The organism is Williamsia sp. R60, assembly GCF_054063855.1.
In genome coordinates this window covers 78,309-104,148 of sequence record NZ_JBSSGR010000007.1, presented here as the reverse complement: position 1 = coordinate 104,148, position 25,840 = coordinate 78,309, and the positions used below count along the sequence as shown (strand labels likewise).

General features: G+C 66.6%; 25 protein-coding genes. 16 read left to right on the top strand and 9 right to left on the bottom strand.

Features of this window, described 5'->3' with window-relative positions; genetic code table 11:
* From ACVWY6_RS24615 to ACVWY6_RS24590, 6 genes are all read left to right on the top strand, one after another.
* Positions 1–90 (top strand): acyl-CoA dehydrogenase family protein (locus ACVWY6_RS24615; RefSeq protein ID WP_457541557.1); only part of this gene is annotated, 90 nt, incomplete at its 5' end.
* Positions 91–155: 65 nt separating this feature from the next.
* A complete protein-coding gene (locus ACVWY6_RS24610; protein ID WP_457541546.1) occupies positions 156–1,373 on the top strand; it encodes a sensor histidine kinase in 1,218 nt (405 codons plus the stop codon).
* Positions 1,370–2,104: a response regulator transcription factor gene (locus ACVWY6_RS24605; RefSeq protein ID WP_457541544.1), complete on the top strand. Its 735-nt coding sequence runs from the start codon at positions 1,370–1,372 to the stop codon at positions 2,102–2,104. Before ACVWY6_RS24610 ends, ACVWY6_RS24605 begins: the two co-directional genes overlap by 4 nt.
* A 165-nt stretch (positions 2,105–2,269) precedes the next feature.
* The gene (locus ACVWY6_RS24600) at positions 2,270–3,028 is read left to right on the top strand and encodes an ABC transporter ATP-binding protein (RefSeq protein ID WP_062800167.1); all 759 of its coding nucleotides are present in this window, start codon (positions 2,270–2,272) and stop codon (positions 3,026–3,028) included.
* The gene (locus ACVWY6_RS24595) at positions 3,025–5,478 is read left to right on the top strand and encodes an FtsX-like permease family protein (RefSeq protein WP_457541542.1); all 2,454 of its coding nucleotides are present in this window, start codon (positions 3,025–3,027) and stop codon (positions 5,476–5,478) included. Before ACVWY6_RS24600 ends, ACVWY6_RS24595 begins: the two co-directional genes overlap by 4 nt.
* A 62-nt stretch (positions 5,479–5,540) precedes the next feature.
* A complete protein-coding gene (locus ACVWY6_RS24590; RefSeq protein ID WP_062800171.1) occupies positions 5,541–6,581 on the top strand; it encodes an Rv2578c family radical SAM protein in 1,041 nt (346 codons plus the stop codon).
* A gap of 52 nt (positions 6,582–6,633) precedes the next feature.
* Here ACVWY6_RS24590 and ACVWY6_RS24585 read toward each other — a convergent pair whose 3' ends face one another.
* Positions 6,634–7,341, bottom strand: a complete 708-nt coding sequence (locus ACVWY6_RS24585) for a TIGR03089 family protein (protein ID WP_457541555.1) — start codon at positions 7,339–7,341, stop codon at positions 6,634–6,636.
* Positions 7,338–8,732 carry an LCP family protein gene (locus ACVWY6_RS24580; protein WP_457541540.1) on the bottom strand — a complete coding sequence of 465 codons (1,395 nt, stop codon included), beginning with the start codon at positions 8,730–8,732 and terminating at the stop codon, positions 7,338–7,340. Before ACVWY6_RS24580 ends, ACVWY6_RS24585 begins: the two co-directional genes overlap by 4 nt.
* A 618-nt stretch (positions 8,733–9,350) precedes the next feature.
* Between ACVWY6_RS24580 and rfbD the strand changes: the two genes are divergently transcribed.
* From rfbD to ACVWY6_RS24560, 4 genes are all read left to right on the top strand, one after another.
* Positions 9,351–10,229 (top strand): dTDP-4-dehydrorhamnose reductase, encoded by an 879-nt coding sequence (gene rfbD, locus ACVWY6_RS24575; RefSeq protein WP_457541538.1) that lies wholly within the window; start codon positions 9,351–9,353, stop codon positions 10,227–10,229.
* Positions 10,230–10,294: 65 nt separating this feature from the next.
* The gene (locus ACVWY6_RS24570; RefSeq protein ID WP_457541536.1) at positions 10,295–11,212 is read left to right on the top strand and encodes a glycosyltransferase family 2 protein; all 918 of its coding nucleotides are present in this window, start codon (positions 10,295–10,297) and stop codon (positions 11,210–11,212) included.
* A gap of 5 nt (positions 11,213–11,217) precedes the next feature.
* A complete protein-coding gene (manB, locus tag ACVWY6_RS24565) occupies positions 11,218–12,327 on the top strand; it encodes a mannose-1-phosphate guanylyltransferase (RefSeq protein WP_051406504.1) in 1,110 nt (369 codons plus the stop codon).
* The gene (locus tag ACVWY6_RS24560) at positions 12,320–13,108 is read left to right on the top strand and encodes an SGNH/GDSL hydrolase family protein (RefSeq protein ID WP_023957767.1); all 789 of its coding nucleotides are present in this window, start codon (positions 12,320–12,322) and stop codon (positions 13,106–13,108) included. Before manB ends, ACVWY6_RS24560 begins: the two co-directional genes overlap by 8 nt.
* A 40-nt stretch (positions 13,109–13,148) precedes the next feature.
* Here the strand turns inward: ACVWY6_RS24560 and ACVWY6_RS24555 are convergent, their stop codons facing one another.
* Complete coding sequence (locus ACVWY6_RS24555) at positions 13,149–13,856, bottom strand: O-methyltransferase (protein ID WP_023957770.1); 708 nt, start codon at positions 13,854–13,856, stop codon at positions 13,149–13,151.
* 311 nt (positions 13,857–14,167) lie between these two features.
* Here ACVWY6_RS24555 and sigE point away from each other — a divergent pair, with 311 nt between their 5' ends.
* The 4 genes from sigE to tatB all read left to right on the top strand — a co-directional run bounded on the left by sigE (position 14,168) and on the right by tatB (position 17,695).
* The gene (sigE, locus tag ACVWY6_RS24550) at positions 14,168–14,794 is read left to right on the top strand and encodes an RNA polymerase sigma factor SigE (RefSeq protein ID WP_457541553.1); all 627 of its coding nucleotides are present in this window, start codon (positions 14,168–14,170) and stop codon (positions 14,792–14,794) included.
* 186 nt (positions 14,795–14,980) lie between these two features.
* Positions 14,981–15,478, top strand: a complete 498-nt coding sequence (locus ACVWY6_RS24545; RefSeq protein WP_084248454.1) for a zf-HC2 domain-containing protein — start codon at positions 14,981–14,983, stop codon at positions 15,476–15,478.
* 118 nt (positions 15,479–15,596) lie between these two features.
* Positions 15,597–17,120 carry a trypsin-like peptidase domain-containing protein gene (locus ACVWY6_RS24540; protein ID WP_457541533.1) on the top strand — a complete coding sequence of 508 codons (1,524 nt, stop codon included), beginning with the start codon at positions 15,597–15,599 and terminating at the stop codon, positions 17,118–17,120.
* An 83-nt stretch (positions 17,121–17,203) separates the two neighbouring features.
* Positions 17,204–17,695 carry a Sec-independent protein translocase protein TatB gene (gene tatB, locus ACVWY6_RS24535; RefSeq protein WP_457541531.1) on the top strand — a complete coding sequence of 164 codons (492 nt, stop codon included), beginning with the start codon at positions 17,204–17,206 and terminating at the stop codon, positions 17,693–17,695.
* A 16-nt stretch (positions 17,696–17,711) separates the two neighbouring features.
* Here tatB and ACVWY6_RS24530 read toward each other — a convergent pair whose 3' ends face one another.
* Positions 17,712–18,536 carry an ABC transporter permease gene (locus ACVWY6_RS24530; RefSeq protein WP_457541530.1) on the bottom strand — a complete coding sequence of 275 codons (825 nt, stop codon included), beginning with the start codon at positions 18,534–18,536 and terminating at the stop codon, positions 17,712–17,714.
* Positions 18,533–19,567, bottom strand: a complete 1,035-nt coding sequence (locus ACVWY6_RS24525) for an ATP-binding cassette domain-containing protein (RefSeq protein ID WP_457541528.1) — start codon at positions 19,565–19,567, stop codon at positions 18,533–18,535. The genes ACVWY6_RS24530 and ACVWY6_RS24525 overlap by 4 nt, the downstream gene beginning before the upstream one ends.
* A gap of 76 nt (positions 19,568–19,643) precedes the next feature.
* Here ACVWY6_RS24525 and ACVWY6_RS24520 point away from each other — a divergent pair, with 76 nt between their 5' ends.
* Positions 19,644–20,405 carry a TetR/AcrR family transcriptional regulator gene (locus ACVWY6_RS24520; RefSeq protein ID WP_023957782.1) on the top strand — a complete coding sequence of 254 codons (762 nt, stop codon included), beginning with the start codon at positions 19,644–19,646 and terminating at the stop codon, positions 20,403–20,405.
* A 19-nt stretch (positions 20,406–20,424) separates the two neighbouring features.
* On the opposite strand, the gene ACVWY6_RS24515 is transcribed toward ACVWY6_RS24520, so the two are convergent.
* The 4 genes from ACVWY6_RS24515 to ACVWY6_RS24500 form a co-directional block, all read right to left on the bottom strand.
* Positions 20,425–21,570, bottom strand: a complete 1,146-nt coding sequence (locus ACVWY6_RS24515; RefSeq protein WP_457541526.1) for an Mrp/NBP35 family ATP-binding protein — start codon at positions 21,568–21,570, stop codon at positions 20,425–20,427.
* A 66-nt stretch (positions 21,571–21,636) separates the two neighbouring features.
* Positions 21,637–22,755 (bottom strand): lytic murein transglycosylase, encoded by a 1,119-nt coding sequence (locus ACVWY6_RS24510; RefSeq protein WP_457541524.1) that lies wholly within the window; start codon positions 22,753–22,755, stop codon positions 21,637–21,639.
* Between the two features lie 159 nt (positions 22,756–22,914).
* Positions 22,915–23,511 (bottom strand): DUF1003 domain-containing protein, encoded by a 597-nt coding sequence (locus tag ACVWY6_RS24505; protein WP_023957790.1) that lies wholly within the window; start codon positions 23,509–23,511, stop codon positions 22,915–22,917.
* A gap of 8 nt (positions 23,512–23,519) precedes the next feature.
* Positions 23,520–24,815: a magnesium transporter MgtE N-terminal domain-containing protein gene (locus tag ACVWY6_RS24500; protein ID WP_030174183.1), complete on the bottom strand. Its 1,296-nt coding sequence runs from the start codon at positions 24,813–24,815 to the stop codon at positions 23,520–23,522.
* A gap of 49 nt (positions 24,816–24,864) precedes the next feature.
* Here ACVWY6_RS24500 and ACVWY6_RS24495 point away from each other — a divergent pair, with 49 nt between their 5' ends.
* Entirely contained in the window at positions 24,865–25,821 is a 957-nt protein-coding gene (locus tag ACVWY6_RS24495) for an HpcH/HpaI aldolase/citrate lyase family protein (RefSeq protein WP_317712972.1), read from the top strand.
* The last annotated feature ends 19 nt before the right edge of the window (positions 25,822–25,840 follow it).

Sequence of the window (25,840 nt, the reverse complement as noted above, 5' to 3'; positions counted from 1 at the left end):
CGCATGATGCGCGATGCCAAGATCACGCAGATCTATGAGGGCACCAACCAGATCCAGCGAGTGGTGATGTCACGCGCACTACTGCGCTGACCCACGTCAGAAATCCTCCCGCGGTCTGATGCCCGGGCACCCGCCCGGGCGCTAGATTGACGAGCATGGACTTCCAGCGGATCTTGCAGCGCTGGAACCGCTTCGCCGAACCGCGTCGGCTGCTGCTCGACTCGCTGCTGGCCGCGGCGCTGGCGTTGCTCAGCGTCGTTCCCGAACTGTGGGAACACATGGGTACACCGCTCGTGTGGCGTATCGCGGTCGGCACGATTGTCTGTGTCGCCGTCGCGTTCCGCCGGACCCGCCCCGACGTCTCCGGTCTGGTCATCGCCGCCGCGGCCTTTGCGCATCTGGCGGTCGACGAGAGACTCAGTCCAGCGGTGATGGTGGCCGCGGTGATCGGGATCTATTCGATGGCCGCCTACGGTTCGACGCGAGGCACTCAAGCCGCATTGGCCCTCGGCCTCGTCGGCTGCGTGGTGTCGTCGGGACGCCTGTATTCCGCAGCCGACGACACGGCCGCATATGAATTCAAAGCATCTGGGGCCGTGAGCCTGGGTGTCATCGCCGTGGGCATCTGGGCCACCGGAATGTTGCGGCGCACGCGACTTCGGGAAGTGCAGGGACTACGTGAGCGGGCCCGCCTGCTGGAACTCGAACGGGCACAGGAAGCCGAGATCGCCGCCATCGGCGAACGCACCCGGATTGCGCGCGAGATGCACGACATCATCGCTCATACGCTGACGGTGGTGATCGCGCAGGCGGATGGCGGCCGGTATGCGGCGAAACAGGATCCGGCGCAGGCTGTCAAGGCGCTGGCCACCATCGCCGACAACGGGCGGCAGGCCCTCGCCGACATGCGGTCGCTGCTGGGGGTGCTGCGTGACGACGGGCCACGCGAGATACGGGCGGTGCCAGGCATCGCCGACATCCCCGAACTCACCGAGTCCGTGCGGGCCGGGGGTTTGCCGGTTCGACTGGACTCTTTTGGTTCCGCTCGCGACGTTTCGGTGGGATGCGGACTGACCGCCTATCGAATCGTGCAGGAATCGCTCACCAACATCCTCAAACACGCGGGGCTCGGAGCCTCCGCGGAAGTCGGGTTGCATTGGCAGATCGATGAATTGACGATCATCGTCTCCGATGACGGTCGAGGCGTCGCTCCTACCATCGGTGATGGCGAGCTGCGTCCGGCAGGCGGAAAGGGGTTGCTGGGCATGCGCGAACGCGCCGAACTACATGGTGGGACGCTGCAGGCCGGCCCCCGTGACGACGGACCCGGATACCGTATTCGCGCGTCGCTGCCCACCGGGGAGGTTCGATGACCGAGGTGATCCGGGTAGCGCTTGTCGATGACCAGGCGCTGGTACGTGCGGGTTTCGGAATGGTCATCGATTCGCAGGCCGACATGACGGTGGTGCTCGAGGCATCCGACGGCGCCGCAGCCGTGGAGACTCTGCGCCGAACCCCCGCCGACGTGGTGCTCATGGATGTCCAGATGCCAGGCGTCGACGGCATCGCGGCCACCAGGCAATTGCTCGCCGAGCAGGAAACGGGTGGGTTGGAGCAGCAGCGTATCCCGAAAGTCCTGGTGCTGACGACGTTCGACACCGACGAGTACCTGCTGGCCGCAATCTCCGCTGGTGCCAGCGGGTTCCTGCTCAAGGACGCGCAACCGGAAGAGCTCTTGGCCGCGATCCGAACGGTTCATGCCGGTGACGCCGTGATCGCGCCGCGGTCCACCCGACGCTTGCTGACCCACGTGGCGGGAACCGCCGCGATGCCGACGCCGCCCGCACCTGCCGGCCACGCCACCGTGGTGCCCGACCTCGTCGATCCGCTGACCCCCCGGGAGACAGAGGTGTTGCGGGCCATCGCTGTCGGGATGACCAACGGCGAGATCGCCGCGGACTTTCATCTGTCCCTCGCCACGGTCAAGACGCATGTCGGCCGGGTGCTCACCAAGACGGGATCACGCGACCGTGTGCAGGTGGTGTTGTTCGCCTTCCGTACCGGGATGATCGGGATCGACGACATCCTCACCCTCCACCGGTAGGTTCCTCTTCTCGTCCTGGAGGACCACGCCGGGTGCTGATGGTCATCCCGGGGGCTGACCCGACGATCTGCAGATGTCCGCCCGCACGTCGATGTGTCGACCTCCTGATCCGAAATAGGTTTGTGCCACAACGCAAGTCGGCGTGTGACACGAGAGGTGGGGCCAATGTCAGATCCATACGCGGCAAGGACCATTGCATTACAGAAGACATACGGGCACGGTGATGCGGCGGTTCACGCGCTGCGTGATGTCAGCGTGGACATCCCCGTCGGCAAGTTCACGGCCATCATGGGGCCGTCGGGGTCTGGCAAGTCGACGCTGATGCACTGTCTCGCGGGACTGGATACCGCAACGGCGGGAACGGTGTTGATCGGGGACACCGATCTGTCGCGATGCAACGATTCTCAGCGGACCCGGTTGCGGCGCCGAGAGCTTGGCTTTGTCTTCCAATCGTTCAACCTGTTGCCGGTGCTGACCGCACGGGCCAACATCTTGCTCCCGCTCACCCTGGATCGGCGATCTCCCGACGAGCTGTGGTTCGACGAACTGGTGGCGGTGCTGGGGATCGGGGATCGGCTGGACCACAAGCCGGGCGAATTGTCCGGCGGGCAGCAGCAACGCGTCGCGATCGCCAGGGCGTTGCTCGGCAGGCCGCGACTCATCCTCGCCGACGAGCCGACCGGCAACCTAGACAGCAGGTCGGGCGCGCAGGTGCTGTCGCTGCTGCAGAGCAGCAGCCGCCGCATCGGCCAGACCATCGTGATGGTGACCCACGACCCTGTGGCCGCGAGCTATTGCGATCAGGTGCTGGTGATGGCCGACGGACGGATGGTGGACCGAATCCTCGCACCCACAGCAGATTCCGTGCTGGCAGCGATGCGTGGTCATGGCACCGATCAGGTCTCTGTGGGTGACCCACGATGAGGGGAGTAGCACTGGCCCAATTGCGGGCACACAAGGGACGCTATGTGGCGTCGGTCTTGGCGGTAGCCATCGGTGTGGCATTTGTCGCCGCGACACTCACACTGACCGCGACGTCCACCGAATCGGTGCGCGCGTCGGTGGCAGCTCAGTTCTCGACAACCGACGCGGCGGTATCGGTACCGTCCGAGTTCGCGGATCAGACGGGAGAGCAACTGGCGAATGTGTCCGGCGTACAAGCGGTTGCCGTCGACCGTAACCGCTTGGTCAGCGTGACCAGTGGCGCGAAGACGTACTCGCAGGTGGAGCTGACCGCACTGGCAGGCGACGAGCAGTTGCGATGGCAAAAACTGACGGTCGGCGTGTTTCCGCAGGGCGACCGTCAGGCGTTGGCATATGCAGGCTCGAACTTCGCGGTCGGACAACGGCTTTTCGTGCGACCGGACGTCGACACCGCCACCGACCGGACCGCTGTGGAGATCACCGTGGTGGGTCTGGTCGAGCGTGGTGACGCCACGTCAGGCGTACCGCAGTTGTTCGCACCCGGCGCCGCCGTGTCCGCGGTGGACTCCGGGCGGAGCGATGATCGAGATGATGTGGTGATCAGACTCGCGTTCGCGGGGGACACCGACCCGGCGTCGGTCATGACTGCGGTGGACGACGTGGCCTCGACCGTCCCAGGGGCCGAGGCCATGTCGGGTGAGGCTGCCGCCGACCGGGTGGTCCAGCAGTTCACCGGAGGGTCGGTGATCCTGGCCTCCGTGCTGCTCGTGTTCGCCGCGATCACCGCCATGGTGTCGTGTCTGGTGATTGCCAACACCTTTGCCGTACTGATCACCTCACGAACCCGGGAACTCGCGCTGCTGCGGTGCATCGGGGCAGACGCATCCCAGGTGCGGTCCGGCGTTCGGATGGAGGCACTGATCCTCGGTGTCGTGGCCTCGGTGGCAGGTGTGATCCTCGGGATCGGAGGTGTCGCGCTGGCCACCTGGGTGACCCGGATGACCGGTGCCGAGTTGCCGTTGACCCACTTGGCGATCCCGTTCACCGCCGTGCTCGTGCCCGTCGTACTCGGCGTGGTGATGACGCTGCTCGCGGCAACCGTCCCGGCGCGACTGGCGACAAGGGTCTCCCCGCTGGCGGCCTTCACCACTGTCGCTTCGTCGGAGCCGCGCGGCCGTAACATCTTCCGGATCACTGCCGCCACGGCTCTGGTCCTCTTCGGCACCATTGTGCTGATCTGGGGGATCGGACAGAAATCGGTTCCCGCAGCAGCATTGGGCGGCGGTGCGACGTTCCTCGCGATCATGCTGTCCGGTGTGGTTCTCGTGCCGCCGATCGTCCGGGCAGCGGGATCGGCTGCCGCACTGATGTTCCGACGCACCGCCGCGGGGCCGGTCGCCGAACTGACGGGAGCAAACGCCGGGCGGGCTCCACGGCGCACGGCCGCAACGGCGTCGGCCCTCATCATCGGCATCACCCTGACGACGATGATGGTGGTGGGCGCGCAGGTGGTGCGGTCGAGCGTGAGCACGTTGATCTCCGACATGCACCCGGTCGATCTGATCGTGTCGTCCGGTTCGCCGCTGCCGGCTCCACTGGTCGAGTCGCTCCGGACCACCGAGGGCGTGGCCGCGGCAGTCCCGTTGACCCGAACGAAGATCGATGTGAACGGGATCGCACTGAACATCGCCGCCGTGGACAGCTCGTCCTTGCCTGCGGTGATGAGGTCGGGCAGTGCCCCCACTGCGGATGAGATCGCGCTGGCACCAGAAGATCAAGCGCTCGCGGGCGTGCAGGACGGTGAGCGGGTGACCGTTCTGGCCGGAGGGATCACGAAAACGATGACAGTGGTCGAAGGCGAAGCCGGTTCCTTCGCGGATCGCGCATCGGTGGGCGGGGCGCCGGTTCCGACCGGGATGGCCGTGCGTCTGTCCTCCTTCGGGACGGACAGCATGGACACGGTCAACTCCCTCCGCGATCTCGTGGCCGCATCTGCACCGGACGCAACCTTCTCCGGTGGCGTCGAGACCCAGCAGCAGCTCGATGAGATCCTCACGCTGGTTCTGCGGATCGTCTTGGCGCTGCTCGGTGTCGCCGTGGTGGTTGCTCTCATCGGTGTGGGAAACACCATGGCGCTGTCGGTGATCGACCGCCGACGTGAGAATGCGCTGTTGCGGGTGATCGGTCTGAGCAGCCGGGGGGTGCGTGCGATGCTGCTGGGCGAGGCCACGATCATCGCTGCGGTGGCTTCGGTCGCGGGAGTTGCTCTCGGTACCACCTACGGGGTGGCCGGCGCGGCCGCAATCGTAGGAGCTGACCGCGTGTCCATACCCGATCTCCCGTGGGTCGAGATGGTGGTGATCGTGGTGGTCGGTGGACTGGCTGGGCTGCTCAGCGCAGCTCTGCCTGCCAGGCGCGCCTTGCGCGCCGATCCCGCAGCCGCGCTGTAGGACACGGCCCGGGCAGGTCGGGCCGGCTTGACAAGAATTAGAACGCGTGTTCGAATCTGGGAATGCGGTGGGAAGGGCAGTTGCTGGACGCCGGAGACGAGAAAGAGGCGAGCGATCCGTCTCCGGCGCTGCCCGGCCTGAGTCGCGCCGGGCTGGTCCGGTCGGTGCGCACCCCCGACTTCGACGGGGTCACGTTCCACGAGGTGCTGTGCAAGAGCGCGCTGAACAAGGTTCCGGAGAGTTCGCAGGTGCCGTTTCGCTGGACCATCAACCCCACCAGGGGCTGCCTCCATCAATGTGTCTACTGTTTCGCGCGTACCACCCACGAATACCTCGATCTCGATGCCGGCCGTGACTTCGACACCCAGATAGTGGTCAAGGTGAATGTCGCGGCAGTGCTGCGGAAAGAGTTGATGCGCAAGAGTTGGAAGCGTGAGCCCGTGGCTCTGGGAACCAACACCGACCCCTACCACCGGGCTGAGGGCAGGTACCGGCTGATGCCCGGCATCATTCGCGCGCTCGCCGATTCGGGTACGCCGATGTCGATCCTCACCAAGGGCACGCTGCTGCGTCGCGATCTCAAACTCCTTGCGGCAGCAGCCAAATCGGTGCCGGTGTCGGTGGGCGTCTCCCTGGCGCTGCTCGACGAGACCCTGTGCAAACAGGTCGAACCCGGCACGCCGTCGGCCCGTGCACGCCTCGATCTTATCGAGGCTGTCCGTGAGTCCGGCCTGGACTGCCACGTGATGGCCTCACCCATCCTGCCCATGCTCAGCGATTCGCGCGCAGACCTCGACAACCTGTTCGCACATCTGGCACAGGTGGGTGCAACGTCGGTCACCGCATTTCCACTACACCTACGCGGATCCACCCGTGGCTGGTACATGTCCTGGCTCGCCGAGCACCATCCTGCCCTGGTCGGCAAGTACCGCCGGCTCTACGGTCACGGCGCCTACGTGGCCCCGGAATACCGAACGTGGTTGCGCGACAGGGTTGATCCGATGCTCGAGCACCACGGTCTCAGCGGCGACCGGCAGTCCGGACTGCGTGAGGCGGTGCGCGAGGCTGCGGCCGTCGAGACCCCGCAGCCAACGCTGTTCTGAACGAAATCGGTCCCGGAGGTCCCGCGGAGCCGGGGTCGGGGTCGGACTCGGCTCACGACAACGTCGCGGTGACTTTCTCACTGCTCGCTCGGGCGGCCATCTTCTCCAGATCCGGATTGGCAACCTGCACAAGGGAACCGCCGGCCACCAGGGTGGCGAGCAGGTTGACCACGAGGTTGTCGGCGCTGTCCCAGTGCCGGCTCGACATGATGCGCGATCCGGCTACGATTCCGGCCTCGGCGGCAAAGGTCGTCGCTTCGGTGATCACTTCGTCTACCGTGCGGTCGTCGAGAGCGAGATCACCGGGTCCACCGGGCCGGAACTGGTCCCCGTGCACGCGCACCGAGGCCGAGTAGTCGGTGAGCCCGATCGGCAGGTCACGCAACGGCATACCGAACGGATCGAGTGAGACGACGGCGATCTCCGGCGCACCTTCCACCCGCTCGAGCGACGTCATCGAGCAGAACGCAAGTGCCGCATCGTCGGAGTAGCCCACCCGTACGTGCAGACCGGCCCACCAGGCGCCGAGCAGAACCGCGGCACTCTGCCAGTGCGCGGGCAGGTCGACCGCCACCACATCACCCGGCATCAGCCCGAACTCGTCGCGCACGAGGTTGGCCGTCTTGGCTGCCCAGTTCGCCGCGGTGATGGCGGAGAGTTCGGTGCGCTCGCCGGTCGCGTCGTCGTAGTAGGTGATCAGAGGCTGCGAGCCGTCGCTGGACAACGCCGGGTTCAGCGCGGCATCGGTGAGAGTTGTCAATTCACGCACTCCGGTCCGGTGCCGCCGGCGGTGATCGCCGGAGCCGGTGGGGGCGTTGTCGCCTCGGTGCTCTGGCTGTCCTGCTGACCGTCGTCGACGATCGAGCCCGGACCGCTGTAGGTGTCGGTGAGAATCACCCGAACCGTGTTCGGTGCCAATGTCTTGTCCTCTTTCACGGGTAGTCCGCCGAGTTGGCCCGCAACGGCTTTCGCCCCTGCGTCGTCGGTCGCAGCGGCAAGCACGGTGCTGTCGGTGGACGGGTTGGTGGCATTTCCGGTCTCGCCGGTCCGGAACCCCTTGGATGCGACGATCTTCGACACGTTGGTGGCCAGACCGTCGACGGTGCCCGAGTTGATCACGTCCACTGTGTATTGGCTCGGCACGAACTTCTTGTCGCCCGTACCGTTCTTCTCTCCGAGCAACCCATCGGTGAATGCCTTGACGGCCGCCGGGTCCACCTCGACCACGCTCTGGGTGCCGTCGTCGCTCCAGCCTTGCTCGGTGACCACCGGGATGGTCGCGAACTGCACGCGTCCGCCGGACAGATCCTTGAGCTGCTCCACGAACTTGATGATGTCCCAGTCCTGGTCGATCACCACCGAACGTGACACCGCGTTCTCGAGATCGCCGAGTTTGCCGGGGTTGGACAAAGTGCCTGCCGACAGCACCTTCTGGGCCAGCGATGCCATGAAGACCTGCTGCCGCACGATGCGGTCGAGGTCGCCGCGGGGCAGATCGTGGCGTTGCCGGACGAAACTCAGCGCCTCTGGTCCGTCGAGTGTCTGGCGGCCGGCGGGGAAGTCCGCACCGGAAAACGGTTCGGAGACCGGCGCCTTGAGGCACACGTCCACACCGCCCACCGCGTCGGTCAGCAGGACGAAGCCGAGTAGCCCCACCTCGGCATAGTGGTCGACCTCGACACCCGTCAGGTCGGCGACCGTGGTGATGAGTGCGTCGAGTCCCGCCTGGACGGACTTCTTGTCGGCCTGCTCGAGATCCATCCCGTCGTTGACCAGGGCCTCGCGCCGGGCTTCTTTGGATGAGCCGTACGCCGAGTTGATCTTGGTCTTCCCGATGCCGGGCACCTCGACGTATGAGTCGCGGGGGATCGACATGGCCGTCGCGGAGGACCCGTCGTTCGGGATGCGGATCAACAAGATGGTGTCGGTGTTGGTCGCCACCTCGTCAGCGGAGTGCAGTTGCGCCAGTTCTTTTTCCGACAGCGGGTTGCCCTGGGCATCGGTTCGCGAGTCGGTGCCGACCATGAGGATGTCGACGGCTCCGTCCTTACCGCTGCCCAGGCTCAGACCACCCAGTTTGGTGATGCTGTTCTCCAGGTCGGTCATCTGGTTCCACGCATATCCGGTGGCGATCAGCACCAGCACCGACACCCCCGCCGCGATGATGCGCGTCAGCGGTCGCCCAGAGTGTGCCGGAGTGGGGGAGGCCGGCGCCGGTTCACGGGGCGGCCGCCCGCCCGCGTCGGCGCGGGACCTCGGTGCCCGACCCGGTTGATCCCGGCGCTCTGACCGTGCGGCCCGTGTGCTCGGTGGGGAGGCGCCGTCTCCGCGCCTGGGGCGGGGCGCGTCGGGGGGCAGGGGATCACGCGGCACCCGTCGGCGTGAGGTCTCATCGGCTCGAGGTCTACGGGGAACGTCCGACTCGGTGCCGCGGGGACGTCGTCGCCCGCCGGTGGGACCCTCACCTGGAAGGGGCCGCTGATGACGGCCGCCGGTGGAGTTAGGGCGTCGCCCGCCTGACGGTCGATCCGAAGATGGACGGTCCACGGCGGTGAGCGCTCCTAACGGGTAGTGGACGGATGGCATCGGATGGAGCACGCCCCATCACCGGGAGAGTGCACCTGTTGAAGTAGTGGCAATGTTACGTGCGAATCCGTCTCTGCTCTGGGATGCCGGAAGCGGCGTGTACCGGACCACCGCGACGCGCAGGAGTGTGAATCTCGCCGTGCGAATGGCAGAGCACCTACGCAACCGGACATGATGGACCCCATGGGTACAGGTGTGCGCTCTGTCATCGTGACCGGCGCCGGGGGGCAATTGGGCAAACAGTTGAGTACTCGCGCCGAGGGCGCGGTACGTGCGTTGACGTCGGCAGATCTGGACATCACCGACGAGGAGTCGGTGCAGTCGGTACTCGGTGACATCGGCCCGGGGGACGTGGTGGTCAACTGCGCGGCCTACACCGCTGTCGATGCCGCCGAAGACGACCGGGAGACCGCGATGGCGGTCAACGGCAAGGGGCCCGGCCAGATCGCCCGGCTCACCGCCCGTACGGGTGCGCACCTCGTTCACATCTCGACCGACTATGTCTTCACGGGGGTTGCGTCGGGTCCGCTCGAACCGGACGACCCCACCGGCCCGGCCTCGGTCTACGGCATCAGCAAACTCGCGGGGGAGAAGGCAGTGCGGTCGGCGGATGCCGACGCCACGATTGTTCGCACCGCATGGGTGTACACCGGCATGCCCGACTCGTCGGACTTCGTCAGCACGATGCGCCGACTGGAATCGCAGCGCGACACCGTCTCGGTGGTCACCGATCAGGTCGGTTCCCCGACGTACTCCGCCGATCTGGCCGACGGGCTGCTCGAACTCTCCGAGCAGGTCGTCCACGGCGACTCGGGGGCCCGGGGAGCGACGCTGCACGCTTCGAACGCCGGCAGCTGCAGCTGGTTCGATCTGGCCCAGGCCGTCTTCGCGGAGATCGGCGCCGATCCGGCCCGGGTCCTGCCCACCACCTCGGCCGATTTTCCTCGGCCCGCGCCCCGCCCCGCGTATTCGGTGTTGTCGGGACGGGCATGGCAGGAGGCCGGTCTCACCCCGCTGCGAGAGTGGCGCTCGGCGTTGTCTGCGGCGCTGCACGTCCGGTGAGCTCGGACGACGGACTGTCCCACGGGGTGCCCGGCGACCCAGTGGTCTCCGGTTACGCTGAGCCGGTGACGACTGAGCCGGTTCCCGAGCGATTCGCAGTGGTGACGGTGACGTACTCGTCAGGCGAGTATCTGTCCCGTTTCATCCAGACGCTCAAACACGCATCGACCACCCTCCCGACGGTGATCCTCGCCGACAACGGTTCCGATGACGGCGCCCCTGAGGCGGCCGCGGAGAAGTACGACCACGTGTCGCTGCTGCACACGGGCGGAAACATCGGCTACGGAGGCGCGGTCAACCGCGCGGTCGCCGAGATCGACCCTTCCATCGAGTTCGTGGTGGTGGCCAATCCCGATGTCGAGTGGGGGCCCGGTTCCATCGATCAACTCCTCGAGGCAGCAGAGCGATGGCCGCAGGCCGGGGCACTGGGACCGCTGATCCACGAACCCGACGGCAGCATCTATCCGTCGGCCCGCCGAGTGCCCGACATCGTGTCGGGGACAGGGCACGCGGTCCTCGGAACGGTCTGGAAGTCCAACCCGTGGACTGCCGCCTACCGGCAGGCGGACGAGGACATCTCCGAACGGCCGGTCGGGTGGCTGTCCGGGTCATGTCTCCTGCTCCGTCGTCGCGCGTTCGATGCCATCGACGGATTCGACTCGCGCTACTTCATGTACATGGAAGACGTGGACCTCGGTGACCGGCTCGGCCGCGCCGGCTGGCTCAATGTTTACGTGCCAGACGCGGAGGTCCTGCATGCCAAGGGGCACGCCGCCGGTCGCAATCCCGAGCTGATGCTCCCCGCGCACCACCGCAGTGCCTACCGATTCCAGGCCGACCGTCACCCGCATTGGTGGCAAGCGCCCCTGCGGCTCGCACTCCGTGCCGGTCTCGGTGCGCGCTCGGCGGTTGTCGTGGCTGCGGCAAAACGAGCTCAACGACGTGAGAAGTCCCCAACCGGATCGGCGAAAGGTACTCCGTGACCACCATCGACACCGCCCAGACGACCAACGACGACCCGGCGCGGCACAGCGACGTCCAGGCGGTGATCTTGGTGGGCGGCAAGGGAACCCGCCTGCGACCACTCACCCTGTCTGCCCCCAAACCGATGCTCCCGACTGCGGGACTTCCGTTCCTCACCCACCTCCTCGCGCGGATCAGCGCGGCGGGGATCACCAGGATCGTGCTCGGCACCTCGTTCAAATCCCAAGTGTTCGAACAGTATTTCGGTGACGGATCAAAGATGGGGTTGTCCATCACGTACGTCCACGAGTCCGAGCCCCTCGGTACCGGCGGTGGCATCCGGAACGTGCTGTCCGAGCTGACCGCGGAGAACATCCTCGTGTTCAACGGAGATGTGTTGTGCGGCACCGACGTCCGAGCGGTTCTCGACACCCACCAAACCTCCGGGGCGGAGGTGACCCTACATCTGGTCCGGGTGGGCGACCCACGTGCCTTCGGGTGTGTGCCGACCGACGACACCGGCCGGGTGACCGCATTCCTCGAGAAGACCCAGGATCCCCCGACGGACCAGATCAACGCGGGCTGCTACGTCTTCAAGCGGTCGGTCATCGAGTCCATCCCTGACGATCGGCCTGTGTCGGTGGAGCGTGAGGTGTTCCCGCAACTCCTCGCCGACGACCATCATGTCCAGGGTCACGTGGACTCCGGTTACTGGCGCGACATGGGAACTCCCGAGGACTTCGTGCGTGGCTCGGCCGACCTGGTCCGCGGGATCGCGCCTTCGCCCGCACTCACCGGTCCGCGCGGCGAATCGTTGGTGCACGAAGGCGCCGGCGTGGGGCCGGGTGCACTTCTGATCGGCGGCACTGTGGTCGGACGCGGTGCGGAGATCGGCGCGGGCGCCCGCCTCGACGGCGCCGTGATCTTCGACGGAGCCGTCGTGGAGGCCGGCGCGGTGATCGAACGCAGCATCATCGGTTTCGGCGCGCGCATCGGACCCCGCGCCCTCGTCCGCGACGGTGTGATCGGTGACGGCGCCGACATCGGAGCGCGCTGTGAGTTGCTCCGTGGCGCGCGTGTGTGGCCTGGTGTGACCATCCCCGACGGTGGCCTGAGGTTCTCGACCGATGTCTGAGACGTCTCCCAGCTTCAAACGCTTTGTCGCCATAGGAGATTCGTTCGCCGAGGGCGTGGGAGACGTCGAACCGCGCTGCCCAAACGGGGTGCGCGGCTGGGCCGATCGGGTCGCGGAGGTGATGGCCAGGGAGGACCCCGAATTCCGGTACGCGAATCTGGCGATCCGCGGACGGCTGCTGCCCGCGGTACTCGGCGAACAACTCGAGCCCGCCCTGGCGATGAAACCGGACCTGGCGACCATCTGCGCAGGGGCCAACGATCTGCTTCGTCCCAGCGTCGACATCGACGCGTTGATCGAGTCGTACGACGCGGCGGTCGGCCGGCTCCAGGACGCAGGCGCGACCGTGATCGCTTTCACCGCGTACGACACCGGAGGGAAATCCGTCTTCGGCGCACTGCGCGGCCGGTTCGCTGTCTTCAACGAGTTGCTGCGCGAGGTCGTGGAGGAGCGCAACCTCGTGCTCGTCGACTTCTGGCGGATGCGGATCTTCCGCGAGCGTCGCATGTGGGAGTTCGACCGGATGCACATGTCGTCGGCCGGTCACGTCTACATGGCGATCGAGGTGCTGCGGGCGCTCGGCATCGAGCACGATCTCGTCCCGGTGGATTTCGGTCCGGCGCAACTGGTCTCGCCGACCCAGCGGCGCCGCGAGGGCCGTCAGTGGACGGTCGAGTACGCGATCCCGTGGGTCGGCCGTCGACTCCGTGGGGTCTCCACCGGCGACACGATCGCACCGAAGTATCCCGAGTTGACCGCGATGGCGCCCAGCGCCGACTGACTCGACCTCCCGCGAACCCTCGGCAGGTGGGGCAGACCGCTCAGCCGAGGTCCGTGCGTGCCTTGGCCGCTGCGAGCAGGCCCCGGCCGAGCGGGATCACCACCGGGAGCAGTGTGTCGTCATCGGCGATCAGCAAGGCGCCCTCACGCGCGGCCTGGGCCGCGGGGTCAGTGCTGGCAGGATCTGCGACCGTGCCGTCGGCCGACGCGTTGTGCACGATGAGGATTCCTCCGCCGCGCAGCAGACGCAGGCCCTCGGCGACGTAGCGCGGTTGATCGGTCACCGCGCCGTCGACGAACACCAGGTCGTAGCTCGCGTCGGCGAGGCGGGGGAGCACCTCGGCTGCCCGACCGTTGATCAACCGGGTCCGCGACGGGCTGATCCCGGCGGTGGTGAAGGCAAGTCTCGCTGCCCGGTGGTACTCGGCCTCGGCGTCGATGGTGGTCAGGACGCCGTCGGTCCGCATGCCATTGAGCAACCACAGCCCGCTGATACCTGCGCCGGTACCCACCTCGACAACCGCTTTCGCATCGACCAATCGCGCCAGCAGCGACAGGGTTGCACCGACTGCGGGGGTGATCGCCGGCGCACCCAACTCGTCGGAACGTTCACGAGCGAGGCGCAGTGCCTCGTCTTCGACAATCGCGGATTCGGCGTAGCGGCTCAGCACGGCCGGGTCGATGGCGGGACCGGACGCCCCGGACGGGGCGGTCGCATCTGGATCGGCGGGGGAGCTGTGGTCGGACACAGGGTCGAGGTTAACGCCGGGGTCACCGATAGGGTCGCAGGCGCGCTGAGCAGCGATTCTGCCGCAGCGAGGGTCGCCACACTCTCAGGTAACACTCAGCCCGCTCATAGTGCCCGCACACCCCCGTCGGACAAGGTCATAGGGGAACAACGAGGCAGGCTTTGATGTTGACCGAACTGGGTATGAATACTTCAGCGAATCAGCTAAAAGGGTGCGAACCAATGACCGTCCACCGACGGTCCGCGGAGAAAGTGGAGCTGACCGTGGCTGATGTCAACCGAGACGCCGAGAACACCGGGACCGACGCAGTCGTGGGCGAGTCCGATCTCGCCCGGGAAGACGCGGTCGATGCGGTGGTGCCCGAGTCCGGGACGGCGCGGTTCGATGCCACCGGTGACACGGCTCTGATGCCCGAGTGGGACGACCTGGTTCGTGAACATGCCGACCGCGTGTACCGCCTCGCCTACCGGCTTTCCGGTAATCAGCACGACGCCGAAGACCTCACCCAGGAGACATTCATCCGGGTGTTCCGATCGCTGTCGAGTTACCGGGCCGGAACGTTCGAGGGCTGGCTGCACCGCATCACCACCAATCTGTTCCTGGACATGGTGCGTCGCCGCAACAAGATCCGCATGGAGGCATTGCCCGAGGACTACGAGCGCGTGCCGGGCAACGACCCCAATCCCGAGCAGATCTTCCACGACGCGAACCTCGACCCCGACCTGCAGACCGCCCTCGATTCGTTGGCCCCGGAGTTCCGTGCAGCGGTGGTGCTCTGCGACATCGAAGGATTGTCGTACGAGGAGATCGCCGCGACGCTCGGAGTTAAACTCGGAACAGTCCGTAGCCGGATCCACCGAGGTCGCCAGGCCATCCGAGACAACCTCGCGGCCAGCGGCCACCACTCCGGTCGATCGGTACTCGCTCACGATTTCTGATCGCGGTCGCCGGACATCTGGCGCGTTGATGGGAACTCCGCCGACGCGCTGACCGTTCTTCTTCCAGGAAATCCGTCCGTTTCGATGGGTTTCGTGCGGCGTGGAATGGCCGCAGTCCGTACAGTCGAGTCCGTAGAGTCGAGTCCGGGCAGCATCGAGTAGACGGCAGCGGAAGGGGCGATCGTGATGAGCGACCACACACCCGACGACTCCGCCGACGAGACGGTGGACGCGCGAGACGAGTCCAGGGGCATGCGCAATCGGCGCCGCGTCCTGGGGTGGTTGCCGACCTCGGCGATGGTCACCACCAACAAGAACTATCGGGCCCCCGGCACGCAGGGTGGTCGCAAGTTCCTGTCGACCGAACACCTCGCGACCGAGGCCGTCGCTGCTTACGTCGACGGCGAATTGCGGATGAACGCCTACATGCGAGCGTCTCAGCATCTCGAGATGTGTGCCCAGTGCCGTGCCGAGGTCGAGGCGCAGAGCGCGGCACGGTCGGCGCTCCGGCGCTCCGGCGAGATCCCGATGCCTGCCCGCCTGCTCGGCGAACTCAATCAGATCCCGACGCGGGAGATCGACCTCCGCGCGGCAGGTGATGCCGGTACGCAGGCCAAGGCCGATTCCCACCTCGACGCACCCGGATTCCCCGTTCATCGCGGTCAGCGGCGACGCGATCGTTAGCGACTGTGCCAGGTAGCCTCGGTGAGGATCTCACCGGCGCCGCCGGAGCGATCCTCCAGCGATCAGCCGCAAGCGAGGGGTTCGAGTTTTTCATGACACCGGTGACACGGGCGGGCCGATGACCGAGACCGACAAGCACGGCTCCACGCCATCATCGAATCCCTACACGGCTCCGCCTGCCGCCGGCACAGTCGGTCAGGCACCTCGACTCGCGCCCCGGCCCAACGATCATCCTCCTGTTCCCGAGCGAACGGCCGCCGTCTTCGGTAGGCCCGAGGGGGTCACAGGGGCCTTCGCTGCCCCGGAGTATGCCCGGAGTCGTCCCCAGCAGCCCGTGGTCGCCAACCCGGACCCGGTGTTGCGCGAGGCCTTCTCTCGGCCTGAGGGTGCCGGCACCCTGCAACGCGACCCGGATTCCCGCTTCGGGGAATCAGAGGAACCCGAGTCCACATCCGACCCCTGGCGGGACCCGGACGCTCCGGCGCAATTGAGTTCGCCTGCTGTTCACACCCCACCGCCTGCCGAACCCACGGTGCCCGGACGCAAACTCGGGGTCCGCGAAGTGCTCTTCGACCGCAAGGTCAGCTGGCAGGCCCTGTCCGTGCTCGCCGTGATCGCGCTGGTGGTCGGGGTGATCGGTGGTGTGGTCGGCCGGGTCACCGCGGAGGTCACCGAACCCCTTCATTCGAATACCGTCAGCCTTTCGGGCAGCGATGACGACAACGAAGACGAACCACGTAGTCAGGTCGCCCGCGTCGCCGAAGCAGTGGAAAAAGCGGTGGTGATGGTCGATGTCCGGTTGCCGAACGGCGGTGGCACCGGATCCGGTGTGGTGATCGACAAGGCCGGCTATATCGTCACGAACAACCACGTGATCTCCATGGCGGCGAACGACCGCAGCGCGAAGCTCGAGGTGGTGTTCTCCGACCGCACCCGCGTTCCCGCTCGCATCGTGGGCCGCGACATCCGCACCGACCTCGCCGTGCTCAAGGTCGACGGGGTCGACAACTTGACGGTTGCCAAACTGGGCGACTCGGACAAACTCCAGATCGGCGAAGAGGTGGTGGCGTTCGGCGCGCCGCTGGGACTCGATCGCACGGTCACCAGCGGGATCATCAGTGCCACCAACCGGGCGGTACCCCTGCGGCCCGACGAGACGTCCGACACCGACGCGGTCATCGATGCCATCCAGACCGATGCCGCGATCAACCCGGGTAACTCGGGCGGGCCCTTGGTCGACGACCAGGGCCGGGTGATCGGCATCAACACGGCCGGCCTGGCCCCTGGCGGCGGATCCATCGGTCTGGGCTTCGCCATTCCGGTCAACGAGTTCCTCCCCGTCGCGCAGTCCCTGATCAAGGACGGCCGAGTGGTTCACGCGCAGATCGGTGTCAACGCCAGTTCGGTTCGTAATGACAGGGTGCTCGGAGCGCAGGTGCGCAACGTCGTGGAGGCATCACCTGCCGCGGCGGCCGGTATCCGCGAGGGCGACGTCATCACCAAGTTCGGCGATCGTGTCATCGAGGATGCCGATGAGCTGACCGTGGCCGTCCGTACGTCGAAGATCGGCACGCCGGTGCCGTTCCAGTACTGGCGCGACGGACGCACCTTCGACGGCACCATCACACCCGCCGCGGACTAGACCCAGCTGTGCTGCCGAGCGCCCACAGTGACTTGGCAGCCCGTTCGATTCGACAGAGTCGCCGAGGCCAGTAACCTGGAACGGTGTTCAGCAGTGTTGGTTGGGGTGAGATCGCGATCTTGATGATCGCCGGCCTGGTGATCCTCGGGCCCGAGCGTCTCCCGGGTGCGGTGACCTGGGCGATGAAGTCGGTGCGCCAGGTTCGTGACTACGCGACCGGGGCCACCGCGCAGCTCAAGGAAGACCTCGGCCCCGAGTTCGACGATCTGCGCAAACCACTGTCCGACCTGAACGAGCTGCGCGGTATGACCCCTCGATCGGTGATCACCAAGCACCTCCTCGACGGTGATGATTCCTTCTTCACCGGAAAGTTCGATTCCGGCGACGCCAAGATCAAACCGGTCTCCCAGCCACTGCCGACCACAGACGAGAACTCACAGGTGATCTCGCTGAACAAGGCAGGTACCGAGCCGTCGAAGCCCGAGGCTCTGGGCGCAGGCACCTCCACGTCATCACCCGATGGCAACACGGTCGCCCCCGCGCCCTCAGGTGTCGAGCGCTGGGACGCCACCTGAGTCAGCTCGTTCCCGGTCAGGTGCGCAGGCGCCGGTACGACCGCGCCGACAGAGCGATGAACACCGCACTGATCAGCAGTGGCCAACCCACAGCGAGGGGGATGGCCCACTCGGTCAACGGCCCCTCGGTGAGTCCGGTCGGATTCCCGCACAGATCGCGAACAGCGGTGGCGGTGGCGGAGATCGGGTTCCACGCCGCGATCGCTCCCAGCCAGCCCGGCATCGTCTCCGCGGACACCACCGCGGTCGACAAGAATCCCACCGGCCAGACCAGAACCTGAACGGCAGACGTCGCAGCGCTGCCGTGAAAGGTGAGGCCGAGGAAGATGCCCACCCACAGCAGCGCGAAACGCAAGAGCAACAGCAATGCGACGGCGGCCAGGGCAGAACCGACTCCGGCACCGATTGTCCACCCGATGAGCAGACCTCCGACGATCAGGACAGCAAGCTCGACGACCGAGTTGATCATGTCGGCGCCGACGCGCCCGAGTGAGACCGCGGAACTGCTGATCGGCATCGATCGGAACCTGTCCGTGATCCCCTTCCGGGCATCCGCGGACATGGCCGAGGTGGTGGACTCGACGCCGAACATCATCGTCATGGTCAGCATGCCGGGCAGCAGGAAGTCGATGTAGTCACCGCGGTCGGACCCGCCGGTCCCCGGGATCTCGATTGCGCCGCCGAACAGGAACCCGAAGATCAGCAACAGCATGATCGAGAACATCAGGCCGAAGATCGGGGTCCACGGATCTTTCACCCAGTGGGCGAGGTTTCGTCGGGTGATGACCCAGGCGTGTGTGAACAGCGCCAGCGTGGTGGCGATGGGCTGCGTCGATGTCATTTGTCGCCTCCGGTGAGATCCGTTGCTTCCGTTGGCCGTTGGGGTGTTTCCGTAGTGCTGTGGTTTCCCGATTCTGTGCCGCTGCCGCTGCCGCTGTCGGTGAGGTGCAGGAACACCTCGTCGAGTGTGGGTCGGCGCAGTGTCAGGTCGATGGGTGTGATGCTCGCGGCCTCGAGCGCATGCACCACCGTGGCCAAACCGATGACCGCGGAGTCGATTTCGAACGTCGCCGAGTGTGTGTGCGCGTCAACCGAGGTCGCGGGGCTTCCGACGGCGTCTGCCAGGCTGGAGGTGAGCCGGTCAAGCGAATCGTCGGCTGTCACGGTCACGGTCACCCGATCGCCGCCGATGCGGCGCTTGAGTTCGTCAGGGGAGCCCTCGGCGATCACACGCCCGTGATTCATCACCGAGATACGGGCGGCCAATTGGTCGGCCTCGTCGAGATACTGAGTGGTGAGCAGCACCGTGGTCCCTGCCGCCGCGACCTCACGGACGGTGCGCCACACGTCATTTCGCCCGCGAGGGTCCAGGCCGGTGGTCGGTTCGTCGAGGAACAGGACGGCAGGCGTCAGGACCAGTCCTGCCGCGATGTCGAGGCGTCGCCGCATCCCGCCGGAGTAGCTGGAGACCGACCGTCCTGCGGCATCGGTCAGGCCGAAGCCTTCGAGCAGCTCGTCGGCCCGCGCGCCCGCCCTGTTCTTGGTGAGCCCGAAGAGGCGGCCGAACATCACCAGGTTCTGGCGTCCGGTGAGTAGTTCGTCGACGGCCGCGTTCTGCCCGACCAGGCCGATCGCGCGTCTGACCGAACCGGCCCCGCCGCCGACGTCGTGGCCGGCCACCGTGGCGACACCGGCGTCCAGGTCGATGAGGGTGGCCAGGGCCCGCACGGCAGTGCTCTTGCCGGCCCCGTTGGGACCGAGCAGGCCGTGGATGGTGCCGGCCTCCACGGTGAGGTCGAAGCCGTCGAGGGCGCGGGTGTCGCCGTAGCGCTTGTGGAGGCCGATCGCTGAAATCGAAGGAGGTGACGTCATCGGATCCTTACTTCGTATGGTGTACGAGGTTGAGTGCGAAAGTTCACCGTACACCACACGGGGATAGTGTGGGCGGATGGAAGACGCAGCCGAACAACCACCGAACGTCGACCGGACCCTGACTCTGCTGTGGCGGTCGAAGGTGGGGGAGCCGCAGGGGACGCGCGGCCCTCGGCAGAGGGTCAGTGTCGACGAGGTGGTCGCCGCCGGGATCGCGACCGCGGACGAGGAAGGGTTGGCCGCGTTCTCCATGCGCAAGGTGGCCGAACGCCTCGGCCTCGGCGTGATGTCGGTGTACACGTACGTGCCGGGCAAGTCCGAGCTCATCGGGCTGATGGTGGATGAGGTGGCAGGAGAGGTCGACTATGCGCCGCACCGCGGTGACCTGCGCGAACGGATGACCGCCATCGCACGCCAGCTATGGGACGAGTATCACCGGCACCCGTGGTTGCTGCACGTGCAGAAGAGCCGCCCCTGGATCGGACCCCACGCATCGGCGCGGTACGAATGGCAACTCGCGGCCATCGAAGGGATCGGTCTGGACGATCTGGAGATGGATGCCACGCTCGCGGTCATCGCAGGCTTCACCGAGAGCGCTGCCCGCTCGTCGATCGAAGCTGCCCGGGCGCGTACCGAGTCCGGGATGTCAGACGAACAGTGGTGGGAGATCAACGCGCCCGTGCTTGCCCGATTGATGGACGGAGACGACTACCCGGTGTCCGGCCGGGTCGGTACGGCAGTGGGCGCGGAATACCAGTCCATCGGTAGTCCGGAGCGGTCGTTCGAGTTCGGGCTCGCCCGGATCATCGACGGCGTCGAGGCGTTGCTGGATCGCTGAAACCCCGCGGTGGCGTGCGTCAGTTGCGCCGAGTGGTGTCGATCCCGAGGTTCATCCCGGCCAGTCCCCGCTTGCGGATGGCCAGGCGATCGGCCACTTGACGCAGTGCTGCGCCGGCGGCGGAATCAGGTGACGAAAGTACCAACGGAACTCCCGCGTCTCCGCCCTCGCGCAGAGCCGGGTCGAGCGGGATCTTGCCGAGGAGGGGTACCTCCGCGCCGACGGCGATGGTCAGACGCTCGGACACCCGGGCTCCACCACCGGAACCGAAGGGCTCGATCCGGCTTCCGTCGGGGAGTTCCATCCACGACATGTTCTCCACGACACCCATGATCTTCTGGCGGGTCTGCAATGCGATGGCGCCGGCGCGTTCTGCCACCTCGGCTGCGGCCTGCTGCGGGGTGGTGACCACCAGGATCTCGGCGCCGGGGATGAGCTGCGCGACCGAGATGGCCACATCGCCGGTGCCGGGCGGCAGGTCGAGGAGCAGGATGTCCAGATCGCCCCAGAAGACGTCGGCGAGGAACTGTTGCAGAGCACGGTGCAACATCGGTCCGCGCCAGACGACGGGGGTGTTGCCGCTGGTGAACTGGGCGATCGAGATGAACTTCACGCCATGACTCATCGGCGGCATGATCATCTTCTCGACCTGGGTGGGTTTCGCGTCGTTGCCGAGCATTCGTGGCACCGAGTGGCCGTAGATGTCAGCGTCGAGCACGCCCACCTTGAGGCCCCGATCAGCAAGTGCGGCAGCAAGGTTCACCGTGACGCTGGACTTGCCGACACCACCCTTGCCCGAGGCGACCGCGTAGACCCGGGTCAGCGAGCTCGGCTGAGCGAAGGGGATGACTGGTTCGGCGCGATCACCGCGCAAACTCTTGCGGAGTTCGGTGCGTTGCTCGTCGTTCATCACATCGAGTTCCACCGACACCGATCCGACCCCCGGCACGTCGGCCGCCGCCGCGGTGACCCGTTCGGTGATCTCGGTGCGCAGCGGGCAACCCGAGGTGGTGAGGTAGATACCGATACCCACACTGGAGTCGTCGGCGACGGTGATGGATTTGACCATGCCGAGTTCGGTGATCGGTTTACCGATCTCGGGGTCGTTCACCTTGGCCAGCGCGGCGCGAATCGATGATTCGGTCGGCAACGTTGCTTGTGTCATCGGCCCCGAGTTTACGCGCGCATCAACCTCCCGCCCCCACGGGCTGCCACTGCGCGCGCGGGCGTGCTATCTCGGCGGCGGCGGTGGTGGCGGGAGCGTGGGCAGCACGATCGTCGGCAGGCAGATGATCGGGCACGGTGTGGGCGTGGTGGTGGAGGGTTTGGACGACGACGGGCTCTCACTCGGCGGAGCACTGCTGCTCGGCGAGCTGGTCGACGATGTGCTCGGTGGGGTCGACGAACCCGACGTCGGCGCGGGCAGGGGACCGGTGTCGGTGGGGGTGACGCCCGTTGCGTAACCGGCCGCCCACGCCAGCACGTTGGCCGCGTACTCGGCGGAGTGGTTGTAGCGCATGACCGCGCTGACCTTGGTCTTCTCGGCCATGATGTCGGTGACTCCGGCACAGAGGTAACGGCCTGCCGAGTAGGTGGCGTCGAAGATGTTGTTCGGATCGGACTTGCCGTCACCGTTTGCGTCGCTGCCCCACGACGCCCAGGTGGAGGGGATGAACTGCATCGGTCCCATGGCCCGGTCGTGGCCGGCGTCGCCGTCGAGACGTCCTCCGTCGGAGTCGACGATCACCTCGTTACCGGCGAGGGTGCCGTTCAGGATGGGTCCTGCGATGGGGGTCACCGTGGTTCCCGAGCTGTCGACATTGCCGTTGCCGGCATGCCCCGACTCGATACGGCCGATGCCTGCGAGCAGGAACCAAGGCAGTTTGCACTGGGGCGACTCTGCGCCGACCCGCTGTTCGGCCAGCTTGTAGGCCTGCAAGACGATGCCGGGGATACCCAGAGGTCCGTCGGGCAGTGCTGCCGCCCTCATCCGGGGGACTGCCAACGGATCCGGCATCGCGGGAAGCGCCGGGCTGACCGCCGGGGGGCGGAACTCGAGTTCGGGCCGGGCCGGGATGGGAAGGATCTCCGGGGCGGCCGCCGCGACCGTCTGATCCGCCGATACGACGGTGAGGGTGGGCGCGGGTCCGATGTGCGCGCTCGAGCTGACCGCGGCCATCAATCCCACTCCGATGACAGCACACCCCGTGAGCAGCTGAACGCGTCCCCACCGCACGGAGGAGAGGTCGAAAGCATGCTTCGACGACTCTGTTCCTTGGTTCCCGCCCTTGCCCAAACGACCCCAGCGCACTTTCGGCACTCCTGTTGACTCCCCGACCCCGAACATCACGAACTGATTGTGACCCACGATACATATTCGTTATCGATGCCCGCGGGCGAACCATACTTATTGACCGGATCGGCGTGCGTTCGCCGGCGGGCTCGGTGTGGTCGGGAGCGGTCGGGGACGGTCGACCGTCAGACGAGTGGACCCGGCAGGGGAACGGGGTCAGTTCCCGTCGTCGCGCTTCTTGTCTCCGCGTTTGCGGTCGTCGCCCTTCTTGGGCTCGTCACGTTTGCGCTGGTCGCCGAGGATCCGCTCGGTGAGTTCGGTCAGCAGGTCGTCGAGCTCGCGGCGCAGGTAGTCGCGGGAGACGGTGTCGCCGACGGCCAGGCGTACCGCGGCCAGCTCCCGCGCCAGGAACTCGGTGTCCGCCTTGGTCTGTTCGGCCCGCATCCGGTCCTCTTCGAGTGAGACCTTGTCCCGGTTCTCCTGCCGATTCTGGGCCAGCAGGATCAGCGGCGCGGCGTAGGCCGCCTGGGTCGAGAACGCCAGGTTGAGCAGGATGAACGGGTAGGGATCCCACTGCAGGCTGATCACGGCGAGGTTGAGGAAGATCCACACGATCACCAGGGCGGTCTGGATGGCGAGGTACCGGCCGGTGCCGAGGAAGCGGGCGATGCGTTCGCTGTAGACACCGACAAGGTCGCTGTCGAGGTTCAGTTTCGGCATCCACCGGCGGGTTTCGGTGGGGGTGTCGAGACGGCGGGCCGACCGCGACGACTGGCGCTCGGCCCGGCCCGACGCAGCGCGGTCGCGGTCCATGGGCCCCGTCATCGTGGCCCCTCCGTGGTCAGCTCGTCCTCACCCTCGGTTTCTCGCCAGTCCTCGGGCAGCAGGTGGTCGAGGAGGTCGTCGACCGTCACCGCGCCAAGCAGATGACCGTCGTCGTCGATGACCGGACCGCACACGAGGTTGTAGGTGGCGAAATACCGGGTCACTTTCTCGAGAGAGTCCTCGGAGCCCAGATGCGGCAATCTGTCGTCGATGATGCCGCCGACGAGGTTGGCCGGCGGTTCGCGAAGCAGGGCCTGGATGTGCACGCAGCCGAGGTACTTTCCTGTGGGGGTGGCGGTTGGTGGTCGCACCACGAAGGTGAGCGACGCCGACGCCGGGGTGAGGTCTGGATTGCGTGCCCGGGCCAGGGCTTCGGCGATGGTGGTGGAGGCGGTGACGACCAACGGCTCGGTGGTCATCAGACCACCGGCGGTGTCCGGTGAGTGCAACATGAGTCGACGAACCGGCTCGGATTCCTGGGGATCCATCAACTGCAACAGCGCCTCGGCCTCGGAATCCGGGAGTTCACCGAGCAGGTCGGCGGCATCGTCGGGGTCCATCGCCTCGAGTACGTCCGCGGCCCGTTCGACCTCCATGTGCCCGAGCAGGTCCGTCTGGTCGTCGGTGGGCAACTCCTGCACCACGTCGGCCAGTCGTTCGTCGTCGAAGGCCGACGCGATCTCCTGGCGGCGTTTCGACGGCAGTTCCCGGAGTGCGTGGGCGACGTCCGCAGCCCGCATGCCGTCGAACTGCGACAGGATCTGGGTGACGCCCTGACCGGGCAGCGACAGCGCGCTCTGGGTGAGTCCGAGTACGTGATTCCATTCCACGACATGGGTTTCCCCGCGCCGACCGAGCCGCGACCGCGCACCGCGAACCGCGACCCGGGAGATCACCCAGTCGCGGGTGCGGCGACGTTCGATCGCCAGATCGACCACCGTGAGGTCATGACCACGAAGGTGCTCGAGATCCGGATCATCCACTTGCACACGCGATTCCACGATCTGGCCGAGAACCAGCGCCTCGCCGGGACGCAGGATGAGGCGTCGCAGACTGACCGTTCCGGTGTTGAGCGTCACAGATGTCGGCTCGATTGCCGTGACGCGCAACATCGGAACGAAGATGCGCCGACGGGTGGTCAGTTCCACCGCCAAGCCCAGAACCCGGGGTTGGCCGGTTCCGAATCGGATCGACACCACCACATCTCGGACACGGCCGATGGATTCACCATCGGGGCCGAGTACCGCCAGACCGGCCAGCCTGGCCACGAACGCCTTGCTCACCGCTGCCATGGCTGTAAGGGTAGTGGTCGCGAGCCCCGGTCGACGACAAAGGAGTCCCATGCCAGCCTCTGACACCGCGATCCGACGGTCGGTGCTGGCCGTACCCGCCAGCAGTCCGAAGATGCTGACCAAGGCGCGGGGGCTGCCCGCAGACGAGGTCTTCCTCGATCTGGAGGACGCGGTGGCGCCCTCGGTGAAAGAGGCCGCACGCGCGTCGGTCATCGCGGCGCTGGGCGCGGCGGACTGGTCCGGGCAACAGCGGGTGGTCCGGGTCAACGACTGGACCACACCGTGGACCGTCGACGACGTGGTCACCGTGGTCAAGGGCGCCGGCGCCCACCTCGACTCCATCCTGCTGCCCAAGGTCACCTCGGCTGCGCAGGTCACCGCACTCGACCTGATGCTGGGCCAACTGGAGTCGGGTTGCGGTCTGTCGGCGGGGAAGATCGGGATCCAGGCCCAGATCGAGAACGCCGCCGGACTGACATGCATCAACGAGATCGCTTCGGCCAGTCCGCGGTTGCGCTCGTTGGTCCTGGGACCCGCCGACATGATGGCCAGTCTCGGCATGCGGTCGCTGGCCGTCGGTGAACAGCCCCAGGGCTATCTGAAAGGCGATGCGCATCACCACGTGTTGATGACCATCCTCGTCGCCGCCCGCACTCACGGTCTGCAGGCGATCGACGGTCCCTACCTGAAAATCGATGACGCAGCGGGTTTTAGGACAGTCGCCGAGTCCTCGGCGGCGCTCGGCTACGACGGCAAGTGGGTGGTGCACCCGAGCCAGATCGATGTCGCAAACGAGGTGTTCCGGCCGCGGCAGGCCGACTACGACGACGCCGAGGAATTGCTCGACGCCTATGCACACGCGGCGACCGCCGAAGGTGGCGAACGCGGCGCCGTCCGGTTCCGCGGTGAGATGATCGATGAGGCGAGCCGGAAGATGGCCGAGGTGATTGCCGGCAAGGGCCGCGCGGCGGGCATGTCCCGTTCACCGTCGCCTGTGGACGTCTGACGGCCGCGAATCGAATCGA

What these genes read in the sequence shown, in the direction of transcription:
- ACVWY6_RS24505 (WP_023957790.1), bottom strand. Translation starts at nt 23,511, where the DNA reads ATGGACCGCGACCGCGCTGCGTCGGGCCGGGCCGAGCGCCAGTCGTCG.
- ACVWY6_RS24600 (WP_062800167.1), top strand. Translation starts at nt 2,270, where the DNA reads ATGTCAGATCCATACGCGGCAAGGACCATTGCATTACAGAAGACATAC.
- ACVWY6_RS24530 (WP_457541530.1), bottom strand. Translation starts at nt 18,536, where the DNA reads ATGACATCGACGCAGCCCATCGCCACCACGCTGGCGCTGTTCACACAC.
- ACVWY6_RS24595 (WP_457541542.1), top strand. Translation starts at nt 3,025, where the DNA reads ATGAGGGGAGTAGCACTGGCCCAATTGCGGGCACACAAGGGACGCTAT.
- ACVWY6_RS24610 (WP_457541546.1), top strand. Translation starts at nt 156, where the DNA reads ATGGACTTCCAGCGGATCTTGCAGCGCTGGAACCGCTTCGCCGAACCG.
- ACVWY6_RS24525 (WP_457541528.1), bottom strand. Translation starts at nt 19,567, where the DNA reads ATGACGTCACCTCCTTCGATTTCAGCGATCGGCCTCCACAAGCGCTAC.
- ACVWY6_RS24515 (WP_457541526.1), bottom strand. Translation starts at nt 21,570, where the DNA reads ATGACACAAGCAACGTTGCCGACCGAATCATCGATTCGCGCCGCGCTG.
- ACVWY6_RS24590 (WP_062800171.1), top strand. Translation starts at nt 5,541, where the DNA reads ATGCGGTGGGAAGGGCAGTTGCTGGACGCCGGAGACGAGAAAGAGGCG.
- ACVWY6_RS24545 (WP_084248454.1), top strand. Translation starts at nt 14,981, where the DNA reads ATGAGCGACCACACACCCGACGACTCCGCCGACGAGACGGTGGACGCG.
- ACVWY6_RS24520 (WP_023957782.1), top strand. Translation starts at nt 19,644, where the DNA reads ATGGAAGACGCAGCCGAACAACCACCGAACGTCGACCGGACCCTGACT.
- ACVWY6_RS24540 (WP_457541533.1), top strand. Translation starts at nt 15,597, where the DNA reads ATGACCGAGACCGACAAGCACGGCTCCACGCCATCATCGAATCCCTAC.
- ACVWY6_RS24605 (WP_457541544.1), top strand. Translation starts at nt 1,370, where the DNA reads ATGACCGAGGTGATCCGGGTAGCGCTTGTCGATGACCAGGCGCTGGTA.
- rfbD (WP_457541538.1), top strand. Translation starts at nt 9,351, where the DNA reads ATGGGTACAGGTGTGCGCTCTGTCATCGTGACCGGCGCCGGGGGGCAA.
- ACVWY6_RS24500 (WP_030174183.1), bottom strand. Translation starts at nt 24,815, where the DNA reads ATGGCAGCGGTGAGCAAGGCGTTCGTGGCCAGGCTGGCCGGTCTGGCG.
- ACVWY6_RS24495 (WP_317712972.1), top strand. Translation starts at nt 24,865, where the DNA reads ATGCCAGCCTCTGACACCGCGATCCGACGGTCGGTGCTGGCCGTACCC.
- ACVWY6_RS24560 (WP_023957767.1), top strand. Translation starts at nt 12,320, where the DNA reads ATGTCTGAGACGTCTCCCAGCTTCAAACGCTTTGTCGCCATAGGAGAT.